Genomic DNA, 22,155 nt, shown 5'->3' with positions numbered 1-22,155 from the left:
CATTTTTAAAGCGCTTTCAAATGAGCTGTTTACACAAATGACAGGAGGTTTTGTACATGAGCCGTATAAGAAAAGCACCTGAAGGGATTTTAGGTTTTCCGGTTGCGCCTTTTAATACACAAGGAAAGCTGGAGGAAGAAGCTCTGTTTCAAAATATCGAGTTTTTGCTGGAAGAAGGCTTGGAAGCGATTTTTATCGCCTGTGGGTCAGGGGAGTTTCAGTCCCTTAGCCAGAAAGAATACGAAAACATGGTTGAAGTCGCGGTTTCGGCTGCGGGAGGAAAGGTCCCGGTCTATACGGGCGTGGGCGGCAATCTCAGCACCGCGCTTGATTGGGCGCGCCTATCGGAGAAAAAAGGCGCTGACGGCTATTTGATCCTTCCTCCGTATTTGGTGCATGGCGAACAGGAGGGGCTGTATCAGTACGCCAAAACGATTATTGAAAGCACAGAATTGAATGCCATTCTGTATCAGCGCGACAATGCCGTATTTTCTCTTGAACAGATCAAGCGGCTGACGGAGCTTGAACAGCTTGTGGGTGTGAAAGACGGAGTGGGGAACATGGATTTGAATATCAACCTCGCCTATACAATCGGTGACCGCTTGGGATGGCTTAACGGAATGCCGATGGCTGAAGTGACGATGCCGTCCTACCTGCCAATCGGTTTTCACTCTTATTCTTCAGCCATTTCGAATTATATTCCGCATATTTCCCGGATGTTCTATGAAGCTTTGAAAAACGGAAACAACGATGCAGTGAAGGAACTCTATCAGCATGTCATTCTGCCGATCAACGATATTCGGAAGCAGCGGAAAGGGTACGCGGTATCCTTGATCAAAGCCGGCATGGAGATTATGGGGATGAATGTGAGAAATACAGCCAGACCGCCTGTCGGGCCGGTTGAAAAAGAACATTATCAGCAATTAGAAGCCATTTTAAAGCAAGCGGCGGATCGTTTCCCGAAGAAGGCCGCGACGGTTTGACGAACATAAAAAACTGAAAGGGGCAATGGGCATGACTGTAATCACGGAAAAAAACACATATCTCAATTTTATTAATGGAGAGTGGGTCAAATCTCAATCAGGCGATATGATCAAGTCGGAAAATCCTGCCGATGTGAACGACATCGTCGGCTATGTGCAGAATTCAACGGCTGATGATGTGGACCGGGCCGTCGCCGCCGCTCATGAGGCAAAAACGGGATGGAGAAAGCTGACGGGTGCAGAACGGGGCCAATTGCTGTACAAAACTGCCGATATTATGGAACAGCGCTTAGAGGACATCGCCGCATGTGCGACGCGTGAAATGGGAAAAACCCTGCCGGAAGCAAAAGGAGAAACCGCTCGCGGCATTGCGATTCTTCGCTATTACGCCGGCGAGGGCATGCGCAAAACAGGCGATGTCATCCCGTCCACTGACAAAGACGCACTGATGTTTACAACCCGTGTCCCGCTCGGTGTCGTCGGTGTGATTTCGCCGTGGAACTTCCCGGTCGCGATCCCGATTTGGAAAATGGCGCCGGCATTGGTGTACGGCAATACTGTTGTCATCAAACCGGCAACAGAAACTGCCGTTACATGTGCGAAGATCATCGCTTGTTTTGAAGAAGCGGGACTTCCGGCGGGAGTCATCAATTTGGTGACTGGCCAAGGGTCAGTTGTCGGCCAAGGCATTGCCGAACATGACGGGGTCAATGCCATTACGTTCACGGGATCGAATCAGGTTGGGAAAATCATCGGGCAAGCCGCTTTAGCGAGAGGCGCCAAATATCAGCTTGAAATGGGCGGGAAAAACCCGGTGATCATAGCGGATGATGCTGATCTTGAAGCGGCAGCGGAAGCCGTGGTGACAGGCGCTTTCCGTTCAACGGGCCAGAAGTGCACCGCAACGAGCCGTGTCATTGTCCAAAGCGGAATTTATGACCGCTTTAAAGAAAAATTGGTGCAGCGCACAAAGGAGATTACGATTGGAGACAGCTTGAACGAAAACGTCTGGATGGGACCGATCGCAAGTAAAAATCAGCTTGATAATTGCCTATCGTATATTGAAAAAGGCAAACAAGAAGGCGCTTCCCTTTTGATTGGAGGAGAAAAGCTGGAGGATGGAAAGTATCAAAACGGATATTATGTGCAGCCTGCCATTTTTGACAACGTGACATCTGACATGGCGATAGCCCAGGAGGAAATTTTCGGGCCGGTCATCGCTCTGTTAAAGGTGGATACGATGGGGGAGGCTTTAGACCTCGCCAATGATGTGAAGTTCGGATTAAGTGCATCTATTTTTACGCAAAACATCGGCCGTATGCTTTCATTCGTTGATGAGATTGAAGCCGGGCTTGTTCGGGTCAATGCAGAAAGCGCCGGGGTTGAGCTTCAGGCGCCATTTGGCGGCATGAAGCAATCAAGCTCTCACTCCCGCGAACAGGGTGAGGCTGCGAAGGACTTTTTCACGGCGATCAAAACCGTGTTTGTGAAGCAATAAAGGTGCTGGAAAGAGGCGCTTGTCTCTTTCCGATCCTTATCCAGCCAGCATATGATTCTCTACTTTGACAAAGGAGAAGATATTATGAAAAAAGACCATGCGAATGTTTCGCCGGCGGGCAAAAAAACCTCTGTACGCTGGTTCATCGTGTTTATGCTGTTTCTTGTGACGTCTATTAACTACGCAGATCGTGCGACGCTTTCGATTACGGGAGATTCCGTCCAGCATGACCTTGGACTGGACTCGGTCGCTATGGGGTATGTGTTTTCTGCTTTCGGCTGGGCTTATGTCATCGGGCAGCTTCCCGGAGGCTGGCTGCTGGATCGGTTTGGCTCAAAGACGGTTATTGCGTTAAGCATCTTTTTCTGGTCATTTTTCACGCTGCTGCAAGGGGCGATTGGTTTTTTTACTGCTGGCACAGCGATTATCCTGCTGTTTGCGCTGCGCTTTTTAGTCGGGCTATCTGAGGCGCCTTCATTTCCCGGAAACGGCAGAGTGGTTGCTTCCTGGTTCCCAAGCTCCGAACGCGGTACAGCTTCAGCCTTTTTTAACTCAGCTCAATACTTCGCAATTGTCATTTTTTCTCCTTTAATGGGCTGGCTCACCCACTCTTTTGGCTGGCATTCCGTCTTCGTAGTGATGGGGGCCGCGGGAATTCTTCTGGCTTTTATCTGGTTAAAAACGGTATATGAACCGAAAAAACATCCGAAGGTTAACAAAGCCGAGCTTGCGTACATTGAAGAAGGCGGCGGGCTGATTTCAATGGATGATAGTCAAAACAAGCAGGAAAAAGAATCAAAATGGCCGTATATCAAACAGTTATTAACCAACCGCATGCTGATTGGCGTGTACATCGCACAATATTGCATTACAACTCTCACCTATTTTTTTCTCACATGGTTTCCGGTATATTTGGTTCAGGCCCGCGGAATGTCCATTCTTGAAGCGGGGTTTGTGGCTTCCCTCCCGGCGTTGTGCGGATTTGCGGGCGGCGTGCTTGGAGGCATCGTGTCTGATTTTTTACTGAAAAAAGGCCGTTCTCTCACCTTTGCGAGAAAAGGACCGATCATTGTCGGCATGCTGCTGTCTTGCAGCATGATTATCTGCAACTATACAGATTCAGCGTGGCTCGTCGTTGTGATCATGTCACTCGCGTTCTTCGGAAAAGGCTTTGGCGCATTGGGCTGGGCTGTCGTGTCGGACACGTCGCCAAAAGAGTGTGCGGGATTAAGCGGCGGTTTGTTCAATACATTCGGAAACATCGCCTCGATTACGACTCCGATTATTATCGGCTACATCGTGAATGCCACAGGATCTTTTAATGGCGCGCTCGTTTTTGTCGGCGCTAATGCGATTGCAGCAGTTCTCAGCTATTTGCTGCTGGTCGGGCCGATCAAACGGGTCGTATTAAAGAAACAACAGCAAGACCCCGATCAATCATTGCCTGTCTAATATTTATGAAAGCGCTTTATAAGGAGGAGAAAACATGAGTTCATCCATACAAGAACAGGTTCAAAAAGAGAAAAGATCGAATATTCCATCAATTACTGAAATGAGAGTGATTCCAGTCGCGGGGCATGACAGTATGCTGCTGAATTTAAGTGGCGCCCACAGCCCGTTTTTTACCCGGAATCTTGTCGTCTTAACAGACAGCAGCGGGAATCAGGGAGTGGGCGAGGTGCCGGGCGGAGAAGCTATTCGCCGCACGCTGGAGCTTGCAGAGCCGCTTGTTGTCGGTAAATCGATCGGCGCGTACCAGTCGATTTTGCAAACAGTCAGAAAGCAGTTTGCGGACCAGGACAGGGGAGGCCGCGGAATCCAGACGTTTGATTTGCGCACTACAGTCCATGCCGTTACGGCGCTGGAAGCTGCTTTGTTAGATTTGCTTGGAAAGTTTCTTCAGGAACCAGTCGCGGCCTTGTTGGGCGAAGGACAGCAGCGGGATGAGGTCAAGATGCTCGGTTACCTATTTTACATCGGTGACCGAAGGCGGACGACATTGCCGTATCAAAGCAATCAGCAGTCAGATTGCGATTGGTTCCGCCTCCGCCATGAGGAAGCGCTGACGCCTGAGGCCATTGTACGTCTTGCCGAATCCGCACAGGAGCGCTACGGCTTTCAGGATTTCAAGCTGAAAGGCGGGGTGCTGTCAGGAGAGGATGAAATCGAAGCTGTCACTGCATTATCAAAACGTTTTCCAGAGGCAAGAATCACCCTTGATCCGAACGGGGCGTGGTCATTAGAGGAAGCCATTGCATTGTGCAAAGGAAAGCATGATGTGCTCGCGTATGCAGAAGATCCGTGCGGGGCGGAATATGGTTATTCCGCACGTGAAGTGATGGCTGAGTTCCGCCGCGCGACAGGCCTGCCGACCGCGACAAACATGATAGCGACTGACTGGCGGGAAATGGGGCACGCGCTTCAGCTGCATGCGGTCGATATTCCGCTGGCTGATCCTCATTTCTGGACGATGCAGGGATCGGTGCGGGTTGCGCAGATGTGCCATGATTGGGGGCTGACGTGGGGCTCGCATTCTAATAATCATTTTGATATCTCCCTTGCCATGTTTACCCATGTCGCGGCCGCTGCTCCGGGACGAATCACGGCGATTGATACCCATTGGATCTGGCAGGACGGACAGCGTTTAACCAAACAGCCTTTAGAGATTGTTGATGGCTGTGTGAAGGTGCCTGATAAGCCTGGGCTTGGCATCGACATTGATATGGAACAAGTGGAAAAAGCGCATGATCTCTATCGAAAAATGAAGTTAGGCGCACGGAATGATGCAATCCCTATGCAGTTTCTGATCAGCAATTGGGAGTTTGACCGCAAGCGCCCGTGTCTCGTGCGATAAGTTTTATTCTAAATATTGTCATAACGAATATTTTGTCTTACAATTGAACAACTGAAGGGAGAGTTGTTCGTGTACGAAGGTTTAGAAGATCTGAAGGTGGATACAGTCAATCGGAAAACATTAGCTAAACAAGTCATTGAACGGATTGTCCATTTACTGTCAAGCGGACAATTAAAGGCCGGAGACAAATTGCCCACAGAAATGGAGCTAATGGATATCTTACATGTCAGCAGACCGGTGCTTCGCGAGGCGCTTAGCTCACTAGAGACGCTGGGTGTTATCACGAGAAAAACCCGCGGCGGCACGTATTTCAACGACAAAATCGGGATGCAGCCTTTTTCCGTCATGCTTGCTTTGGCGACAGATAATCTTCCGGCTATTATTGAAGCGCGGATGGCGTTAGAACTCGGGCTGGTGACGATCGCCGCAGAAAAAATAAATGAAGATGAGCTCGAGCGTTTACAGAAAACAATCGATGACATCTCCAGCAGCACTGACAACAATTATGGAGAAGCCGATAAAGAATTCCATCGAATTATAGCGTTAAGTGCCAATAATCCCGTTGTTGAAGGCATGATTCAATCCCTGCTGATCACCCATGCGAAAATCGACAGCCAGATTCCGTATAGGGAGAGGGATGTAACGGTCGAATACCACAAAAAAATCTATGACGCTCTTGCCAAAAGAGACCCTTACCAGGCTCATTACCACATGTATGAGCATTTGAAATTTGTCCGTGACAAAATTTTGAAGGGTATGGATGATCAATAATTGTTGAAACAGCCGCAGTTGAAACGTAAGATCTGCGGCTTTTCTTGAACCGATTTAGAAAACGCTTACTAAGATAGGAGGAGTGATTTTCTTATGGCAATGAACCTCAGGCAAAACCAAACGCCTCTTTACATCAAAGTGAATGTTACAGATAACACGGCGATTATCGTCAATGACGGAGGACTGCCAAAGGGCACTGTTTTTCCATGCGGGCTGATGCTTGAAGAAGATGTTCCTCAAGGCCATAAAGTGGCCTTAACCGATTTGAATCGAGGGGAGGCCATTGTGCGTTATGGAGAAGTGATCGGATTTGCAGATCAGCCGATCAAACGCGGAAGCTGGGTGAGGGAAGCATTGGTGAGAATGCCCGCCCCTCCCGAACTCCATGATCTCCCTATCGCAAACAAAGTGCCCAAACCGCTGCCGCCTCTTGAAGGCTATACGTTTGAAGGATATCGAAATGCTGACGGCAGTGTGGGGACGAAAAACATTCTCGGTATCACCACAAGTGTTCAGTGTGTCGTCGGTGTGCTGGATTATGCGGTAAAACGGATAAAAGAAGAGCTTCTCCCTAAATATCCTAATGTCGATGATGTCGTGCCGCTTCATCATCAATATGGATGCGGCGTGGCCATCAATGCCCCAGACGCTGTTATTCCCATCCGCACGATTCAAAACCTGGCAAAGCATCCGAACTTCGGCGGGGAAGTGATGGTGGTCGGATTAGGATGTGAAAAGCTCCTCCCGGCACGGATTGCACCTGAGAAAAAAGATCATATCATTTCACTTCAAGATCATCGAGGCTTTGCGAAAATGATTCATTCGATCATGGAAATGGCGGAGGAGCGGTTGATCAGACTCAACAGCAGAGTCCGTGTAACCTGCCCTGTTTCTGACCTGGTAATTGGCTTGCAATGCGGCGGCAGTGATGCCTTTTCCGGCGTGACGGCGAATCCGGCAGTGGGATATGCGGCTGATTTGTTGGTTCGGGCAGGCGCAACGGTCTTGTTTTCTGAAGTGACAGAGGTGCGGGATGCGATTCACTTATTAACACCGCGGGCTGTCAGCGAAGAGGTCGGACGTTCGCTGATCGATGAGATGAAGTGGTATGACAGCTATCTGCGGCGGGGGGAAGCAGACAGAAGCGCCAATCCGTCACCTGGCAATAAAAAAGGCGGTTTATCCAATGTGGTGGAAAAAGCGTTAGGATCGATAGCAAAGTCAGGCACAAGTCCCATTTCGGGTGTGCTCGGGCCTGGAGAAAAGGCAGAGAAAAAGGGGTTGCTGTTTGCGGCGACGCCGGCAAGCGACTTTGTGTGCGGAACCCTTCAGCTGGCGGCAGGCATGAATCTGCAGGTCTTTACGACAGGCAGAGGAACACCATATGGATTGGCTGCTGCGCCGGTGCTGAAAGTATCTACACGCCATTCATTAACAGAGCATTGGGCGGATTTAATCGATATCAATGCCGGGCGAATCGCTACCGGAGAGGCCAGTATCGAAGAAGTCGGCTGGGAAATTTTTCGGATGATCTTAGATGTAGCGAGCGGCAGGAAACAAACATGGGCGGACCATTGGGGCCTTCACAATGATTTGTGTTTGTTTAATCCCGCGCCTGTGACTTGATTCATTTTTTATAGTAGATTAACACTGGAATATGATGTAAAATGAAAATCAACGTACAATGAACGGAGGGGTTCTGACATGGCATTCATTAGATTCCGATTGACACGAATTCAATAGTGAACGACTCTCGCCTGGATGCGGGGATCGGGATGAATCTGCCTATGTATGTACCCTTATATGGTCATGAAAAGAGGGTGGCGATGCTGCCCTCTTTTTTTGTTCCTTAAAAACATCCCTTCTCTCTAACGACAGGCGGAATATGAGAAAGGGGAAAAGAGATGACAAACCCTATCGAAAGGCAGCTTATCACTGAAATTGTCGCACTTGCGCGCAATCAAGGTTTGACGGTTCACTCTGATAACGCTCAACTGAATGAAACGGGAATGGATTTTCATGTTGTATTTGCTGAGGATGATTCAGGTATGCCATGGGTGCTGCGAAAACCGCGACGAAGCGATGTTGTTGGAAGAGCAGCTTCAGAAGGCAGAACGCTTGCCTTTCTCCGCGCGAATCTTACAGCTGATGTGCCGGATTGGAAAATTCATACGCCGGAATTGATCGCTTACCCGAAGCTTAGCGGAACGCCTGCTGCTTGGATTGATTTGGAACAGAAACAGTATGTATGGAATATGAATCATCAGCCGCCGTCAGACGGCTTTATTCATACACTTGCCGAAATACTGGCAGAATTACATGGCATGAATCAAACATCTGCCGGCCTATTAGGAATAGAAGTGGTGAAGCCAGAAGATTTTAGGCAAATGACAGCTGAATCTATGGATGATGTAAAGAATAAGCTTGGCGTATCTAAGCAGCTTTGGGAAAGATGGCAAACGTGGATCAATGATGATGCATACTGGCCCGGTTTTTCCGCGCTGATACACGGCGATCTCCATCCGGCGCATATTCTTATTGATCAAACCGAACACATCACAGGCCTTCTGGATTGGACAGAAGCGAAAGTCTCCGATCCAGCCAAGGATTTTGTCTTTTACCACATGATTTTTGGAGAAAAAGAAACAGCCCGTTTGCTTGAATGCTATGATCAGGCAGGCGGCCGTGTATGGTCAAAAATGCAGGATCACATCTCAGAGATGCAGGCGGCGTATCCGCTGGAAATTGCCAAGTTCGCTCTTCAGACACAGCAGGAGGAGCACATAAATATGGCTCTGGAAGCACTTGGCCAATCTAAATTGGATTAAGAATTGACTTCCTTGAATTGGCGGAGTATTATAAATTTTAAAAAAGAAAGAACGGATTAACAATTGTGAGGAAGAGCAAGTAAGCATCAGTGAGCGGGGTTCAGAGAGTCGGTGGCAGGTGTGAACCGATCCTCCCCTGATGCCGAATGGGCTTCTGAATTGCTTTGCTGAATAGATAGTAGGCAATGCCGGGATTCTCTCCCCGTTACCAAGAGAGGAGTATCGAAACTGACGTTTTCTGTACTGATGAGCGAATGGCTTTTTAGCTATTAATAAAGGTGGTACCGCGAGACCCTCGTCCTTTGATAGGATGGGGGTTTTTGTGTTTCTTAAAGGAGGTGACGGCCGATGGAAGTAGGCTGGTGGTCCATGTTTGATCAATGGGAAAGGAGGAATTCAAATGGTAATCGCAACTGATGATCTGGAGATTGCTTGTCCGCATTGTGAAAGAGCCGGTGAAATAGAAGGCAAACCTTGTCCGGCATGCAGCGGGAAGGGGGTCATTCTCACTGCACAAGGGAATACGCTTTTGGATTTTATCCAAAAACATATGAACAAGTAAAGGAGAAAAACTGAACTGAGATGAGCATAGCGGCTGCAGGAGAAAGCTGAAAACAGGAAAAAAGAATAAATTTTGTAAAACACACATGTTTTTCAATTACAATAAGCGTAATGACATGTGTGTTTTTTTGACTAGGAAAAGGTGAGGTGAGAAGATGCAGCGCATATTGCTAGTAGAAGACGACCATTCAATCAGTGAAATGGTGGATCATTATTTAACAAAAGAAGGCTTTGACATCGTGCATGCATTCGACGGTGAAGAGGGCATTCGGAGGTTTCAAGAGCAGGCGTACGATTTGATTCTGCTTGATATCATGCTCCCGAAGCTGAACGGCATAGATTTTCTGAAAATCATCCGGGAAAAAAGCAAAATCCCTGTTTTAATGATTTCAGCAAAAGACGGAGATGTTGATAAAGCACTGGGCCTGGGATTCGGGGCGGATGATTATATCGCCAAACCGTTTTCGATGATTGAATTGACAGCCAGAGTCAAAGCAGCGATACGGAGGGCGACGCAATATTCGTCGAATGAACCGGCTGAACATCAGGTGATTCGTGTTCACCAGCTTACGATCGATATAGACAATGTATCCGTTCTGAAAAACGGCGAACCGCTTCAGCTGACGTCAACCGAATGGCAGCTGCTGACACTATTTGCAGCAAATCCTAAAAAGGTGTTTACGAAAGAACAAATCTATCGTTCCGTATGGAATGAGGAGTACTTTGGCGACCAAAACATCATTAATGTACATATGAGACGGCTGAGAGAAAAGATTGAAGATGATCCATCGTCTCCTCAATATATCAAAACATTATGGGGCATCGGCTATAAATGGGGAGAGTTTTAGAATGGCAGTATTAACGATTGCTGCTATCATCGCTTTGGCGTGTCTGAATGTCATTCAATATATGATGAAAAAGAACCGGGACAGGAATTTGACGTATACGGCAGAAAAGCTTAGCGCCATGCTTGACAATGAATCGGCCGATCAGGTTTTACTGCATACAGATGACCGTGCGCTCAGGGACCTGCTCGTCAACATCAATCTGCTTGCCGAGGATCATCAGCATATCAACGCCCGGTTTGCAAAAACAGAGCATTCCATGAGACGGATGCTGACCAATATGTCGCACGATCTCAAAACACCTCTGACGGTCATTCTCGGTTATATCGAAGCCATCCAAAGTGACCGGGATATGCCGGACAAAGAGCGGGAAAGGCTGCTTGAGAAGCTTCACCAAAAAACAAATGAACTCATACAAATGATCCACTCTTTTTTTGATTTAGCCAAATTGGAATCTGAAGATAAACAAATCCCGATCACAAAAATACATATCAACGAAGTATGCAAACGAAATATCCTGCATTACTATGATGCCGTTCAGGCAAAAGGTTTTAACACGGAGATTGATATACCGGATACGCCGGTATACGCGCATGCAAATGAAGAAGCGCTGGACCGTATCCTGCAAAATGTATTATCCAACGCGATTCAATATGGCGCGGATGGCAAGGTTATCGGATTATCACTTTCTTATGATGAGACAAGTATCGCCATCTCTGTATGGGACCGCGGAAAAGGGATCAGTGAAACAGATCAGCAGCGGGTATTTGAAAGGCTGTACACACTTGAAGAATCAAGAAACAAAACATTCCAGGGGAGCGGTCTCGGTTTAACGATCACGAAAAGGCTTGTGGAAAAAATGGGGGGCTCCATCTCTCTTCATAGCAACCCGTATGAACGGACAGCGTTTACGATTACATTAAAACGAATGACCTATTAACAATCGTAAGAATTTCTTAAGAATGAAGAAATAAAAAAGACAGGGCCTGCCGTTACAATAGGAAACAAGAACAAGGGGAAAGGAGCAACAACGTTGACTTACATTGTGCAAACAACCGGACTGACCAAAACGTTTCAAGGCAAAGAAGTCGTATCAGATGTCAGCATGCATATCAAAAAAGGTGAAATTTACGGCTTTCTCGGCCCGAACGGAGCGGGGAAAACAACCATCATGAAAATGCTGACAAGTCTTGTTAAACCGACAAGCGGTGAAATCAATATCCTCGGAAACCATTTTACCCATACGTCATATGAGGTGCTCGGCAAGATCGGCAGCATGATTGAATATCCGATTTTCTATGAAAATCTGACGGCTATCGAAAATTTAGAGCTGCATTGTGCATATATGGGATATCACAATAAAAAAGCCATTCAAGAAGTGCTCGATATGGTGAATTTAAAACAGATCGACAAGAAACCCGTCAAAACATTTTCGCTTGGAATGAAACAGCGGCTCGGCATAGCGCGGGCCATCCTCACCAAACCTGAACTGCTTATATTGGATGAGCCGGTAAACGGCCTTGATCCTGTCGGCATTAAAAAGATCAGAAACTTATTTCAAGTATTAAGCAAGGAGTATGGAATGACACTGCTGATCTCCAGCCATATGCTGAGTGAAATCGAACAAATTGCGGATACAATCGGCGTCATTCGTGACGGCAGGCTGCTGGAAGAGGTGTCGATGGAAGATGTCAGAGGACAAAACACAGAATACATTGAACTCGTTACGACGAATCAGACAAAAGCCTGCTTTGTGCTTGAGAAAGAACTTCACATTGCCAACTTTAAAATCTTAAATGACAAAACCATCCGAATTTATGACGCTCAATTAACACAGGGTGCCATATCAAAAGCGCTGATTTTAAATGATGTAGACATCGAATCAATGAACAAAAAGTATACGTCACTGGAGGACTACTTCATCAGCCTGATCAATGGCAATCACATCAGTGCGTAAAGGAGACGGGATCGTTGCTCAAATTGATCAGAATCGAATTAAGGAAGATGAAGATGGGATGGTATGTAAGAGGAGTCATCATTGCTAACCTGATTATCCTTGGCTTTATGTGGTTGGTCAGTTACACAGAAAAAGCGGAGGGCACCGAGTCGTTCCAAAGCATGGATGAAGCATTTGTCGTCATTGGCACTTTTGTCAGAGCGGTGTTTATCGTTTTTGGCGCCGTGCTGATCGCCAAATTAGTCATTTCGGAATATAAAAACAAAACGATTCAAGTGATGTTCACGTACCCGATCAGCCGGAAAAAACTGCTCGCTGCCAAGCTTAGCATCTCAGGCGGGCTGACGTTTATCACCATGTTGGTCTCAAATGCGTTCGTAGCAGCCGCTTACTATATGCTGAACCCGATCTACCATGTCATTCCGGGAGAATTGAGCGCCGATGTCATGTCTCAGCATTCGGTAAAAATGGCGGTTTTCGCTTTTGGCGCCGCTGGAACCAGTTTAGTTCCCATCTTTTTTGGGATGCGTAAGCACTCTGTCCCGGCAACCATCATTTCATCTGTCGTGATTGTCATGCTGATGAGTTCAACAAGCCCGGGCCTGTCCCTTTCTTCCATTGTATATCTTCCATTATCTCTTGCGGCTGTCGGTTTGTTTTTTTCATACATGGCAGTCAGGAAAGCAGACAAACAAGATGCCTGAATACGGAGTTGAGACAACATGTTGAATGTAATGAAACTTGAATTGAAAAAAATAAAATTAGGCTGGTATTACAGAGGCGCCGTTATTGCAAATCTATGCATCCTCGGATTTATGTGTTTGATTGCTTCAGAAGAAAAAAAACTCCCGCAGCCAGAGGTGATGACTGATGCGGTATCCACGTTATTTCTACTTGGAACGTTTGTAAGGTCTGTATTTGTTGTTTTTGCCAGTGTGCTGATTGCCAAATTGATTATCAGCGAGTACAAAAATAAAACTATAACCGTCATGTTTACATATCCCATCAGCCGGAAAAAACTGATTGCTGCCAAGCTGCTGATTACAGGCGGACTGACGTTTATCACCATTATGGTGTCTGAAATTGTGCTTGCATTCATCTTTGCGCAAATCAATCAATATTATCAACTTACACCTGCGATGTTATCAGTCCAGACTATCGGACAAGAGATCGGCAGTATGGCGATATATGCTGCTTCGGCTGCGTGCTTGAGTTTCATTCCTTTATGGTTTGGGATGAGGAAACGCTCTGTTCCGGCTGCCATCATTTCTTCGGTTATATTGACGATTCTGATCAGTCAGCAAAGCCCCGAGTTTTCGTTGGCAACGATTATCTATATTCCGCTTTCTTTAGGTGCGATCGGCATCTTGATAGCGATTTGGTCTGTCCGAAACATAGACCGGGAAGACGTTTTATAAAAGGCCGATGCTGTCAGCACCGGCCTTTTGATTATGAATCTGTTCTTGTTTCAAGATAATGCTTTTTGCCAATTTCTTTGCTCATCATATAGAAATGGAAGCAATATTCCCCGATGGCCATGGCGATTGCTCCAAATAGAGCCGCCAGCGCAATTTCTCCGCCAGTCATTCCCATAGAAAGCGGCATGCCCATCAGCCAAATCACGAGAAATGCCAAACCGAAATCAGCCAAAGTGGCGATCATATTGTTCCACCGGGGCAAGACATAAAGGTCTCCAAGCAAATAAGAAATAACCCCTAACACAACTGTCATCAGCAGCGTATCACCAAACGTGAAACCAAAGCCAAGACCCAGCACCAAATACAAAACAATAATCGTCATAATACCTTTAATCGCGAGCGCTTTCACATGTGTCATGATAAGGTACCTCCTTCTATTGTCTGATTTGTTATGTATGATTCCTCAAATACGGAAAGTTAAACATTATTTTGTGTTTTTCATAAAGCATATTGGCGGCGGTTGCAAACAGGGGACTGGCCGGTCCGTGAAACCAGGGCTTTTATCGGAAGTTCCCTAACGCTCACCCGTCCGTTTTTTATCGCACTGATATTTGGCCTCTTTAACAATTCCGAGAATAAATTTTAAAACTTCTCCTGTCCCTTCGTCATCACTCTTTGGGTATTGCAATATGATGAAAGGAGAAAAAGGGGAGGTGACGTGATGGCGGTTGTGAGAGCAACAAGTGCTGATGTCAACTTGATGGCACGGCTGCTCAGAGCGGAAGCGGAAGGTGAAGGTAAGCAGGGAATGCTGCTTGTCGGCAATGTTGGGATTAATCGGCTGAGGGCCAATTGCTCTGATTTTAAAGGCCTCCGCACCATCAGGCAGATGATTTTTCAGCCGCATGCGTTTGAAGCGGTGACCCATGGATACTTTTATCAAAGACCGCGGGAAAGCGAGCGGGCCTTGGCGCGCCGGACGATAAACGGGGAGAGGTTCTGGCCGGCAAAATTCAGCCTGTGGTATTTCAAGCCGGGAGGAAACTGCCCGTCAACCTGGTATAACCAGCCGTTTGTAGCCAGATACAAGTCACATTGTTTTTATCAGCCGACGGCCGAAACATGTGAAAACGTATATAACACTTTTTAGGGCAGGACGCCGTTCGCATTTGAACGGTGTTTTTTCTTTATTGGAAAATATTTCTGTGAGATAATCGTAGAAAAGAACTACAGGAGATGACAAAATGGCGACAATTGACCTGCAAAAGAAGAGCATAAAAATCGTACTGGAGAAAAAGCAGTTAACCAAGGTGACGGCTCGTGTCGGACTGGTGCTGGATATTACCGGTTCAATGAGAACGCTGTACAAAAACGGGACGGTTCAAAAAGTGGTGGAGCGGATTTTGGCAGTGGCTGATCAATTTGATGATAACGGCCTGCTGGATGTATGGGTTTATGATAATGAATTCTCCCGGTTAAAGCCAGTCTCTGAAATCGATTTTTCAGGCTATGTTGATCGCGAAATTTTAAATAATGAGCTCTTGCATAAATTCGGGAGAAATGATGAGCCGCCGGTCATGAAGGATGTGTTACATAAATATGTTGTGGAAGAACCGAGTTCATATCCCGCTTTTATCGTTTTTATTAATGATGGCGGGTGTAAAAAAACGATCAAACCCCTTATTGAAGCGGCCTCTGATAAACCGGTGTTTTGGCAGTTTGTCGGCATCGGTAACGGCAACTTCGATTTTCTTAATAAACTGGATACGCTAGAAGGACGTGTTGTTGATAACGCAAACTTCCTGCATATCGAAGACATTGAACGCATCTCTGATGATGAGCTTTATGATGCATTGCTTACTGAATTTCCATTTTGGCTGAAAGAAGTGAAGGAAAAAGGAATTTTAATAGAACAAGAGCCTGCTGCTGTAAAACCGGAAAGAAAGGGCTTTTTCAGCAGATTGTTTTCTAAATAACAGACAGCCTTCCCGAACACTGAGTGATTATGCAAAATCGCTCGGTGTTTTTGTTTTTTTAAGATCATGTGAAGAAAAATAGGTAAAAAGGGCGGCTTGCAAACGACAGGATTTGCAGAAAATACGCCGTTTTGCCAGCTATCGGCATGTTTCGGCTAAATGGCTGTGAAGGAAGTCCTGTTTCCCATGTTCAGTGCTTACAAACCGTTCACACTTCTTCACAGCTAATTAACAATAGTTTCCTATAATGAAAGCGATCAATGAGAAGAGAGGGGATCTGGAATGGCATATGACAGTCGTTTTGACGAATGGGTAAAGAAATTGAAAGACGAAAGCTTTCAGAACAATACGTTTGACCGCCGCAAATTTATTCAGGGGGCTGGAAAAATTGCGGGGCTTTCTCTTGGGTTAACCATTGCTCAGTCAGTCGGAGCATTTGAAGTAAATGCTGCACCTAAGTTCTCTAGTTATCCGTTTACGCTCGGCGTTGCTTCAGGAGATCCGCTTTCTGACAGCGTTGTGCTCTGGACGCGTTTGGCGCCAGATCCGCTGAATGGCGGGGGGATGCCGAACCAGGCTGTGCCTGTCAAATGGGAAGTGGCAAAGGATGAGCACTTCCGCAAGATCGTAAGAAAGGGCACTGAAATGGCCAAACCGAGCCTCGCTCATTCTGTTCACGTGGAAGCGGACGGGCTTGAGCCGAACAAAGTGTACTATTACCGATTCAAAACCGGACATGAGCTAAGTCCTGTCGGAAAAACAAAAACACTGCCCGCCCCTGGTGCCAATGTGCCGAAAATGACCTTTGCCTTCGCTTCCTGCCAGCAATATGAGCATGGCTATTATACAGCCTACAAGCATATGGCGAAGGAAAAGCTGGACCTTGTCTTCCATCTTGGTGATTACATATATGAGTACGGGCCAAATGAATATGTATCGAAAACAGGCAATGTCCGTACACACAACAGCGCAGAAATCATTACGCTGCAGGACTATCGAAACCGCCATGCCCAATACCGTTCAGACGCTAATTTAAAAGCGGCGCATGCGGCGTTTCCGTGGGTTGTCACGTGGGACGACCATGAAGTTGAAAATAACTATGCCAATAAAATCCCGGAAAAAGGGCAGTCGGTTGATGCGTTTGTACTGCGCCGTGCGGCGGCGTATCAGGCTTATTATGAGCATATGCCGCTCCGCATCTCCTCTCTGCCAAATGGTCCGGATATGCAGCTGTACCGCCACTTTACGTACGGAAATCTGGCATCATTTAATGTGCTGGATACACGCCAATACAGAGATGACCAAGCCAATAACGACGGCAATAAGCCGCCATCTGATGAATCGCTCAATCCGAATCGGACCCTGTTAGGAAAAGAACAGGAGCAGTGGCTTTTCAACAATTTAAACAGCTCGACTGCATATTGGAATGTGCTGGCACAGCAAATCTTCTTTGCAAAGTGGAATTTCGGGACAAGCTCAAGCCCGATCTACAGCATGGATTCATGGGACGGTTATCCGGCTCAGCGCGAACGGGTCGTCAATTTCATTAAAAGCAAAAATTTAAATAATGTTGTTGTGCTGACAGGAGATGTACACGCAAGCTGGGCATCGAATCTGCATGTCGATTTTAATAAAACAAGCTCGAAAATTTTCGGGGCTGAATTTGTCGGCACCTCCATCACATCAGGAGGAAACGGAGCGGATAAGCGGGCGGATACCGATCAAATTTTAAAGGAAAATCCACATATCAAGTTCTTTAACGATTACCGCGGATATGTCCGCTGTACAGTGACGCCTCACCAGTGGAAAGCTGATTATCGGGTAATGCCTTTTGTGACAGAGCCGGGAGCAGCCATTTCCACACGGGCTTCATTCGTCTATCAAAAAGACCAAACCGGATTGAGAAAGGTATCCTCGACAATGGTTCAAGGCGGAGTGAAACAATCCAATGAAGTCGAAGAGGATCGTTTCTTTGAGCACAACAAAGCCCATGAAAAACAAATGATCAAAAAGCGGGCAAAAATTACGCATTAAGGAGTGATACATGATGTTTTCAAATATTGGAATACCCGGCTTGATTCTGATCTTTGTCATCGCCCTCATTATCTTTGGCCCTTCAAAGCTTCCGGAAATCGGGCGAGCCGCCGGTCGGACTCTGCTGGAATTCAAAAGCGCCACAAAATCACTTGTGTCTGGTGATGAAAAAGAAGAAAAATCAGCTGAGCTGTCAGCGGTCAAGCAGGACAAAAACGCAGGCTGAGTGCTGATGAGGCAGACGCATGGTCTGCCTCTTTTTCTCATGAAAGGGAGGGCTTTTTTATATGGATAAAAAAGAAACTCATCTGATCGGACATTTAGAAGAGCTTCGCCGTCGGATTATTTTCACACTTGCGGCTTTTCTTCTGTTTTTAATTACGGCTTTTTTGTTTGTGGAGGACATTTATGATTGGCTGATCAGAGATTTTGACGGAAAATTAGCTGTTCTCGGACCGAGTGAAATTCTCTGGGTATATATGATGCTTGCCGGCATTTGTGCGATTGCCGCCTCCATCCCCGTTGCCGCCTATCAGCTTTGGCGTTTTGTAGCGCCGGCGCTGACAAATACGGAGCGAAAAGTGACACTGATGTACATACCGGGATTATTCGCCCTGTTTCTGGCCGGCATCTCGTTCGGATATTTTGTGTTATTTCCGATCGTTCTCGGCTTTTTGACCCATTTATCTGCCGGACATTTTGAAACGATGTTTACCGCTGACCGCTATTTCAGGTTTATGGTGAATTTGAGCCTGCCGTTTGGTTTTCTGTTTGAAATGCCGCTCGTGGTGATGTTTTTGACGAGGTTAGGCATCTTAAATCCATACCGGCTGGCCAAAGCGAGAAAGCTGTCCTATTTTCTGCTGATCGTGGTGTCCATATTGATTACCCCGCCAGACTTTATCTCTGATTTTCTCGTCATGATTCCGCTGCTTGTCCTGTTTGAAGTGAGCGTCACACTATCAGCGTTTGTATACAAAAAGAGACTGACCAGTGAAGCGGCCGCCGCTTAGTGCAGCGCGCCGCCGGGTGACTTCGTATCCTGATCATATTGTGCGGCCGTAACAGCGGCGATCCTCAATGCTTTGACGATCATGTCCAGGCTGAGGCTCGGCGCTGTTTTGTCGATTGTTTGCTCCGGAATGTACGGAATGTGGATAAACCCGCCGTGAATGTGCGGAGACATACGGTGAATGTGATCCATTAACCCGTAGAACAGATGGTTGCATACAAATGTGCCGGCCGTATAGGAAACAGCTGCCGGAATGCCGTTTTCCTTCATTTGAGATGTGATGCGTTTAATCGGAAGTCCTGTCCAGTAAGCGGCAGGCCCGCCGGGAACAATCTCCTCATCAATCGGCTGGTTTCCTTCATTATCCGGGATACGCGCGTCTGCAAGATTGATCGCGACCCGTTCCGGTGTTACCTGCATCCGGCCTCCGGCTTGCCCGACGCAGATCACGATGTCCGGCTGATGCTTATGAATCGATTGCCGCAAAGTGTCGAGAGCGGTTCTGAACACAGTTGGAATTTGTTCTGAAGCGATGATCACCTGATCCGTTTCAAAGCCATTCAGCCGTTTCACCGCTTCCCACGATGGATTGACAGTTTCCTGATCAAAAGGGTCAAAACCTGTGAAGAGCACTTTTTTTCTCATGGTTACCATCTCCTTTTTTCTATTATTCTATTGTTTATTTCTGGATTTTTCATCAAAATAATAAAAAGGAGTGAATCAGAATGGAACATTTGCCGCAGCAGTACCGACATCTGTTCCCAACCGTGCAGAGCCGCATCATGCTTGCCAGCTGCTCACAGAGCGCGTTGGCAGAGCCGGTGTCAAAGGCGATACAAGATTATCATGACAGCTTGCTGCATAGGGGGACGAACTGGAATGAAGCGATTGACAAGACAGAGAGCGCCAGAAACGAGTTTGCGAGGCTGATAGGTGCAGAGCCGGATGAGATTGCGATTGTGCCGTCAGTTTCTGATGCACTGATTTCCGTGGCATCATCCTTGTCTGCTGTTAAAAAGAAGCATGTTGTATACACGGAGATGGATTTTCCGGCGGTGTCTCATATTTGGCAGGCGCAATCTGATTATAATGTATCTGTGATCCCTTCAATAGACGGTGAGCAGCCGCTCGAACAATATGAAACATATATCACGGAAGAGACGGTGCTGACCTGTGTTCCGCACGTTCATTACCGTGACGGCTGCATTCAGGATATAAAAGCCATCGCTGCCATCACCAAGAGAAAGGGATCGATGTTATTTGTGGATGCTTATCAATCTGCAGGGCATATTCCCATTGATGTGAAGGAATGGGGCATTGATATGCTGGCGGCAGGCACCAGAAAGTATATGCTCGGCATACCGGGGATGGCATTTCTTTATGTGAGAAAAGAGCTGGCGAACGAGCTGAAGCCAAAAGCATCTGCTTGGTTCGGGCGGGAAAACGGGTTTGGGGTGTCGTCTTATGCAGAAGGCGCGAGGCGTTTTCAAACAGGAACCCCTGCTTTTATTAGCGTGTATGCAGCGGCTGCGGCTTTATCGCTGTTGAATCAAATCGGAATATCTCGTATCCGTGATCATATAAAAGCGGTGATTGCCGATGCGTGTCAATATGCTGCTGAAAAAGGGATGAAGCTTGCGGGGGCGCCATCGGGACCACAGCCGGGCATGATTTCCATTCGGGATGAACGGGCATCGGAAACGGCGGCGTTACTAAAGAAGAAAAACGTGATTTGCGCTCCGCGGGACAATGTCATCCGTCTCGCTCCTCACTTTTACAATACGAAGGGCGAACTGCGTTATGCGATTGATGAATTGGCTGCGATGTTATCCGCACGTTAAAAGCGATCACCTAAAAATAGATGTTCACCTTCTTCAGCGCCGCTCGCGTCTTGCTTGAGTGTGTTGTCCAATATAGGCATAAAAAACCCCCTGACCTCAAGATCAGGGGGTTTTCTTATTGATCAACCTTTACTCGCTTCAAAAAGAAAGCGGCAATTAATCCGATAATCGCAACAATCATCGCAAAGACAAACGCATGCTGAACGCCTGCTGTCAACGCCTGCGGAATGACTGCTGGATCGGCTGGATTTTTTACGCTGCTCATGTAGTCATGCTGACCGGCAGCCATGATGCTGACCGCAACCGCTGTCCCGATCGCGCCCGCCATTTGCTGAAGTGTGTTCATAATGGCAGTGCCGTCCGGATAAAACTCACGCGGAAGCTGGTTTAAACCGTTTGTCTGAGCAGGCATCATAATCATGGAGATCCCGATCATCAAGCAGGTATGCAGCACGATAATCAGCACTGCTGTGGAAGCTGTCGTGAGATTTGAGAAGAGCCACAGAACAATAGTGACAATCAAAAATCCCGGAATAACAAGCCACTTAGGTCCGTATTTATCAAACAGACGGCCTGTGACAGGTGACATAAATCCGTTTAAAATACCGCCCGGCAAGAGAATAAGTCCTGAGGCAAATGCTGTTAGGACTAAGCCGCCTTGTAAGTACATCGGCAGAAGCAGCATGGATGACAGGATGACCATCATGCAAATAAAGACCATAATGACGCCCAAAATAAACATCGGGTATCTGAACGCACGCAGGTTCATCATCGGCTGCTTCATCGTAAGCTGACGGATTGAAAATAGAATAAGGGCGATAACACCGACAATAAGTGAAACGATCACAGTCGGGCTGGACCATCCGCCAGAGCCTTCACCCGCATTGCTGAATCCAAACACAATGCCGCCGAAGCCGATCGTCGACAGAATAATAGACAGGACATCAATTTTCGGTTTTGTGATGTCAGACACATTTTGCATGTAGAGGATACCGAAAATGAGCGCAAGCACAAGGAACGGAAGAGAGATCCAGAAAATCCAGTGCCAGTTAAGGTGCTCAAGAACCAATCCGGAAAATGTAGGGCCGATTGCCGGCGCAAACATAATGACAAGTCCGATTGTTCCCATAGCCGCTCCCCGTTTATGAGGCGGGAAAATCACCAAAATCGTATTAAACATGAGCGGTAATAGGAGTCCCGTTCCAAGTGCCTGAACGATTCTCGCCGCTAATAAAAATGAAAAGCTAGGCGCAAGCGCCGCAATCAGGGTGCCTATGATTGAAAAGATCAGTGACACAGTAAAAAGCTGTCTTGTTGTAAACCACTGCAATAGCAGACCTGAAACAGGAACAAGAATACCGAGGACAAGCAAATAGCCTGTTGTTAACCATTGAACGGTTGCCGCTGTAATGTGTAACTCCTTCATAAGATCAGTTAACGCAATATTCAGCGCTGTTTCACTGAACATGCCGATAAAACCGGCGGTCAGCAAAGATATCATAATGGGCATCACTTTATATTGCTGAGATGCTTTAGCTGCTGTTTCCAAATGTATTTCTCCTCTCATTCATCTGAAT

22 protein-coding genes, 2 pseudogenes and 1 other annotated feature are annotated in these 22,155 nt (G+C 46.9%); of the genes and pseudogenes, 20 read left to right on the top strand and 4 right to left on the bottom strand.

Annotation, left to right across the window (positions count from 1 at the left end; translation table 11 throughout):
- Positions 1-56: 56 nt before the first annotated feature.
- The 13 genes from kdgD (at position 57) to NST16_RS16635 (ending at position 13,715) form a co-directional block, all read left to right on the top strand.
- Positions 57-983 (top strand): 5-dehydro-4-deoxyglucarate dehydratase, encoded by a 927-nt coding sequence (kdgD, locus tag NST16_RS16695; RefSeq protein WP_340887649.1) that lies wholly within the window; start codon positions 57-59, stop codon positions 981-983.
- A gap of 31 nt (positions 984-1,014) precedes the next feature.
- Positions 1,015-2,481 carry an alpha-ketoglutaric semialdehyde dehydrogenase GucD gene (gucD, locus tag NST16_RS16690; RefSeq protein ID WP_229149617.1) on the top strand — a complete coding sequence of 489 codons (1,467 nt, stop codon included), beginning with the start codon at positions 1,015-1,017 and terminating at the stop codon, positions 2,479-2,481.
- A gap of 84 nt (positions 2,482-2,565) precedes the next feature.
- Positions 2,566-3,933: a glucarate transporter GudP gene (gene gudP, locus NST16_RS16685; protein WP_340887643.1), complete on the top strand. Its 1,368-nt coding sequence runs from the start codon at positions 2,566-2,568 to the stop codon at positions 3,931-3,933.
- Between the two features lie 34 nt (positions 3,934-3,967).
- On the top strand, positions 3,968-5,335 hold the full coding sequence (gene gudD / locus NST16_RS16680) for a glucarate dehydratase (RefSeq protein ID WP_326203771.1): 1,368 nt from the start codon (positions 3,968-3,970) through the stop codon (positions 5,333-5,335).
- A gap of 69 nt (positions 5,336-5,404) precedes the next feature.
- Complete coding sequence (locus NST16_RS16675) at positions 5,405-6,106, top strand: FadR/GntR family transcriptional regulator (RefSeq protein WP_340887639.1); 702 nt, start codon at positions 5,405-5,407, stop codon at positions 6,104-6,106.
- Positions 6,107-6,199: 93 nt separating this feature from the next.
- Entirely contained in the window at positions 6,200-7,732 is a 1,533-nt protein-coding gene (garD, locus tag NST16_RS16670) for a galactarate dehydratase (RefSeq protein WP_340887637.1), read from the top strand.
- A gap of 278 nt (positions 7,733-8,010) precedes the next feature.
- A complete protein-coding gene (mphK, locus tag NST16_RS16665) occupies positions 8,011-8,934 on the top strand; it encodes a macrolide 2'-phosphotransferase MphK (protein WP_340887636.1) in 924 nt (307 codons plus the stop codon).
- A gap of 56 nt (positions 8,935-8,990) precedes the next feature.
- Positions 8,991-9,240 (top strand) — a binding site (T-box leader).
- 94 nt (positions 9,241-9,334) lie between these two features.
- The gene (locus NST16_RS16660; RefSeq protein WP_010332889.1) at positions 9,335-9,496 is read left to right on the top strand and encodes a tryptophan RNA-binding attenuator protein inhibitory protein; all 162 of its coding nucleotides are present in this window, start codon (positions 9,335-9,337) and stop codon (positions 9,494-9,496) included.
- 166 nt (positions 9,497-9,662) lie between these two features.
- Positions 9,663-10,343 carry a response regulator transcription factor gene (locus tag NST16_RS16655; RefSeq protein WP_340888408.1) on the top strand — a complete coding sequence of 227 codons (681 nt, stop codon included), beginning with the start codon at positions 9,663-9,665 and terminating at the stop codon, positions 10,341-10,343.
- Position 10,344: 1 nt separating this feature from the next.
- The gene (locus NST16_RS16650) at positions 10,345-11,280 is read left to right on the top strand and encodes a HAMP domain-containing histidine kinase (protein WP_340887635.1); all 936 of its coding nucleotides are present in this window, start codon (positions 10,345-10,347) and stop codon (positions 11,278-11,280) included.
- A 93-nt stretch (positions 11,281-11,373) separates the two neighbouring features.
- The gene (locus tag NST16_RS16645) at positions 11,374-12,297 is read left to right on the top strand and encodes an ABC transporter ATP-binding protein (protein WP_010332892.1); all 924 of its coding nucleotides are present in this window, start codon (positions 11,374-11,376) and stop codon (positions 12,295-12,297) included.
- A gap of 14 nt (positions 12,298-12,311) precedes the next feature.
- Positions 12,312-13,001 carry an ABC transporter permease gene (locus tag NST16_RS16640; RefSeq protein ID WP_340887633.1) on the top strand — a complete coding sequence of 230 codons (690 nt, stop codon included), beginning with the start codon at positions 12,312-12,314 and terminating at the stop codon, positions 12,999-13,001.
- An 18-nt stretch (positions 13,002-13,019) separates the two neighbouring features.
- Positions 13,020-13,715 carry an ABC transporter permease gene (locus NST16_RS16635; protein WP_326194431.1) on the top strand — a complete coding sequence of 232 codons (696 nt, stop codon included), beginning with the start codon at positions 13,020-13,022 and terminating at the stop codon, positions 13,713-13,715.
- Here the strand turns inward: NST16_RS16635 and NST16_RS16630 are convergent.
- Positions 13,713-13,775, bottom strand: a pseudogene (locus NST16_RS16630) (hypothetical protein); the annotation flags it as partial. The gene NST16_RS16635 and the pseudogene NST16_RS16630 sit on opposite strands and share 3 nt — an antisense overlap.
- Positions 13,747-14,133 (bottom strand): YndM family protein, encoded by a 387-nt coding sequence (locus NST16_RS16625; RefSeq protein WP_010332895.1) that lies wholly within the window; start codon positions 14,131-14,133, stop codon positions 13,747-13,749. The pseudogene NST16_RS16630 and the gene NST16_RS16625, both read right to left, overlap by 29 nt.
- A 303-nt stretch (positions 14,134-14,436) precedes the next feature.
- Between NST16_RS16625 and NST16_RS16620 the strand changes: the two genes are divergently transcribed.
- The 6 genes and pseudogenes from NST16_RS16620 (at position 14,437) to tatC (ending at position 18,738) form a co-directional block, all read left to right on the top strand.
- A complete protein-coding gene (locus tag NST16_RS16620) occupies positions 14,437-14,865 on the top strand; it encodes a cell wall hydrolase (protein ID WP_010332896.1) in 429 nt (142 codons plus the stop codon).
- Between the two features lie 94 nt (positions 14,866-14,959).
- On the top strand, positions 14,960-15,691 hold the full coding sequence (locus tag NST16_RS16615) for a vWA domain-containing protein (protein ID WP_326226445.1): 732 nt from the start codon (positions 14,960-14,962) through the stop codon (positions 15,689-15,691).
- Between the two features lie 78 nt (positions 15,692-15,769).
- Positions 15,770-15,919: pseudogene (locus NST16_RS16610) on the top strand (hypothetical protein).
- A gap of 54 nt (positions 15,920-15,973) precedes the next feature.
- Positions 15,974-17,725 carry an alkaline phosphatase PhoD gene (phoD, locus tag NST16_RS16605; protein WP_010332898.1) on the top strand — a complete coding sequence of 584 codons (1,752 nt, stop codon included), beginning with the start codon at positions 15,974-15,976 and terminating at the stop codon, positions 17,723-17,725.
- Between the two features lie 13 nt (positions 17,726-17,738).
- Complete coding sequence (gene tatAD, locus NST16_RS16600) at positions 17,739-17,951, top strand: sec-independent protein translocase protein TatAD (protein ID WP_010332899.1); 213 nt, start codon at positions 17,739-17,741, stop codon at positions 17,949-17,951.
- A 61-nt stretch (positions 17,952-18,012) separates the two neighbouring features.
- Positions 18,013-18,738 carry a twin-arginine translocase subunit TatC gene (tatC, locus tag NST16_RS16595; RefSeq protein ID WP_010332900.1) on the top strand — a complete coding sequence of 242 codons (726 nt, stop codon included), beginning with the start codon at positions 18,013-18,015 and terminating at the stop codon, positions 18,736-18,738.
- Here the strand turns inward: tatC and pcp are convergent.
- Positions 18,735-19,382 carry a pyroglutamyl-peptidase I gene (gene pcp / locus NST16_RS16590; protein WP_268448929.1) on the bottom strand — a complete coding sequence of 216 codons (648 nt, stop codon included), beginning with the start codon at positions 19,380-19,382 and terminating at the stop codon, positions 18,735-18,737. The genes tatC and pcp overlap by 4 nt on opposite strands.
- 80 nt (positions 19,383-19,462) lie before the next feature.
- On the opposite strand from pcp, the gene NST16_RS16585 reads away from it, so the two are divergent.
- The gene (locus NST16_RS16585) at positions 19,463-20,578 is read left to right on the top strand and encodes an aminotransferase class V-fold PLP-dependent enzyme (protein ID WP_268448932.1); all 1,116 of its coding nucleotides are present in this window, start codon (positions 19,463-19,465) and stop codon (positions 20,576-20,578) included.
- Positions 20,579-20,693: 115 nt separating this feature from the next.
- On the opposite strand, the gene lmr(B) is transcribed toward NST16_RS16585, so the two are convergent.
- The gene (gene lmr(B), locus NST16_RS16580; RefSeq protein WP_081720880.1) at positions 20,694-22,133 is read right to left on the bottom strand and encodes a lincomycin efflux MFS transporter Lmr(B); all 1,440 of its coding nucleotides are present in this window, start codon (positions 22,131-22,133) and stop codon (positions 20,694-20,696) included.
- Positions 22,134-22,155: the final 22 nt, after the last annotated feature.

Origin of the sequence: Bacillus sp. FSL K6-1005 (assembly GCF_038000225.1) — a bacterium.
GTDB classification, from domain to species: Bacteria; Bacillota; Bacilli; order Bacillales; family Bacillaceae; genus Bacillus; species Bacillus mojavensis.
Note: the sequence above shows the minus strand (reverse complement) of the source record. Positions and strands in the feature narration are given on the sequence as shown.

Coding starts and splice junctions, on each gene's coding strand:
- kdgD (WP_340887649.1), top strand. CDS start 57: ATGAGCCGTATAAGAAAAGCACCTGAAGGGATTTTAGGTTTTCCGGTT.
- gucD (WP_229149617.1), top strand. CDS start 1,015: ATGACTGTAATCACGGAAAAAAACACATATCTCAATTTTATTAATGGA.
- gudP (WP_340887643.1), top strand. CDS start 2,566: ATGAAAAAAGACCATGCGAATGTTTCGCCGGCGGGCAAAAAAACCTCT.
- gudD (WP_326203771.1), top strand. CDS start 3,968: ATGAGTTCATCCATACAAGAACAGGTTCAAAAAGAGAAAAGATCGAAT.
- garD (WP_340887637.1), top strand. CDS start 6,200: ATGGCAATGAACCTCAGGCAAAACCAAACGCCTCTTTACATCAAAGTG.
- mphK (WP_340887636.1), top strand. CDS start 8,011: ATGACAAACCCTATCGAAAGGCAGCTTATCACTGAAATTGTCGCACTT.
- NST16_RS16660 (WP_010332889.1), top strand. CDS start 9,335: ATGGTAATCGCAACTGATGATCTGGAGATTGCTTGTCCGCATTGTGAA.
- NST16_RS16650 (WP_340887635.1), top strand. CDS start 10,345: ATGGCAGTATTAACGATTGCTGCTATCATCGCTTTGGCGTGTCTGAAT.
- NST16_RS16635 (WP_326194431.1), top strand. CDS start 13,020: ATGTTGAATGTAATGAAACTTGAATTGAAAAAAATAAAATTAGGCTGG.
- NST16_RS16625 (WP_010332895.1), bottom strand. CDS start 14,133: ATGACACATGTGAAAGCGCTCGCGATTAAAGGTATTATGACGATTATT.
- NST16_RS16620 (WP_010332896.1), top strand. CDS start 14,437: ATGGCGGTTGTGAGAGCAACAAGTGCTGATGTCAACTTGATGGCACGG.
- NST16_RS16615 (WP_326226445.1), top strand. CDS start 14,960: ATGGCGACAATTGACCTGCAAAAGAAGAGCATAAAAATCGTACTGGAG.
- phoD (WP_010332898.1), top strand. CDS start 15,974: ATGGCATATGACAGTCGTTTTGACGAATGGGTAAAGAAATTGAAAGAC.
- tatAD (WP_010332899.1), top strand. CDS start 17,739: ATGTTTTCAAATATTGGAATACCCGGCTTGATTCTGATCTTTGTCATC.
- tatC (WP_010332900.1), top strand. CDS start 18,013: ATGGATAAAAAAGAAACTCATCTGATCGGACATTTAGAAGAGCTTCGC.
- pcp (WP_268448929.1), bottom strand. CDS start 19,382: ATGAGAAAAAAAGTGCTCTTCACAGGTTTTGACCCTTTTGATCAGGAA.
- NST16_RS16585 (WP_268448932.1), top strand. CDS start 19,463: ATGGAACATTTGCCGCAGCAGTACCGACATCTGTTCCCAACCGTGCAG.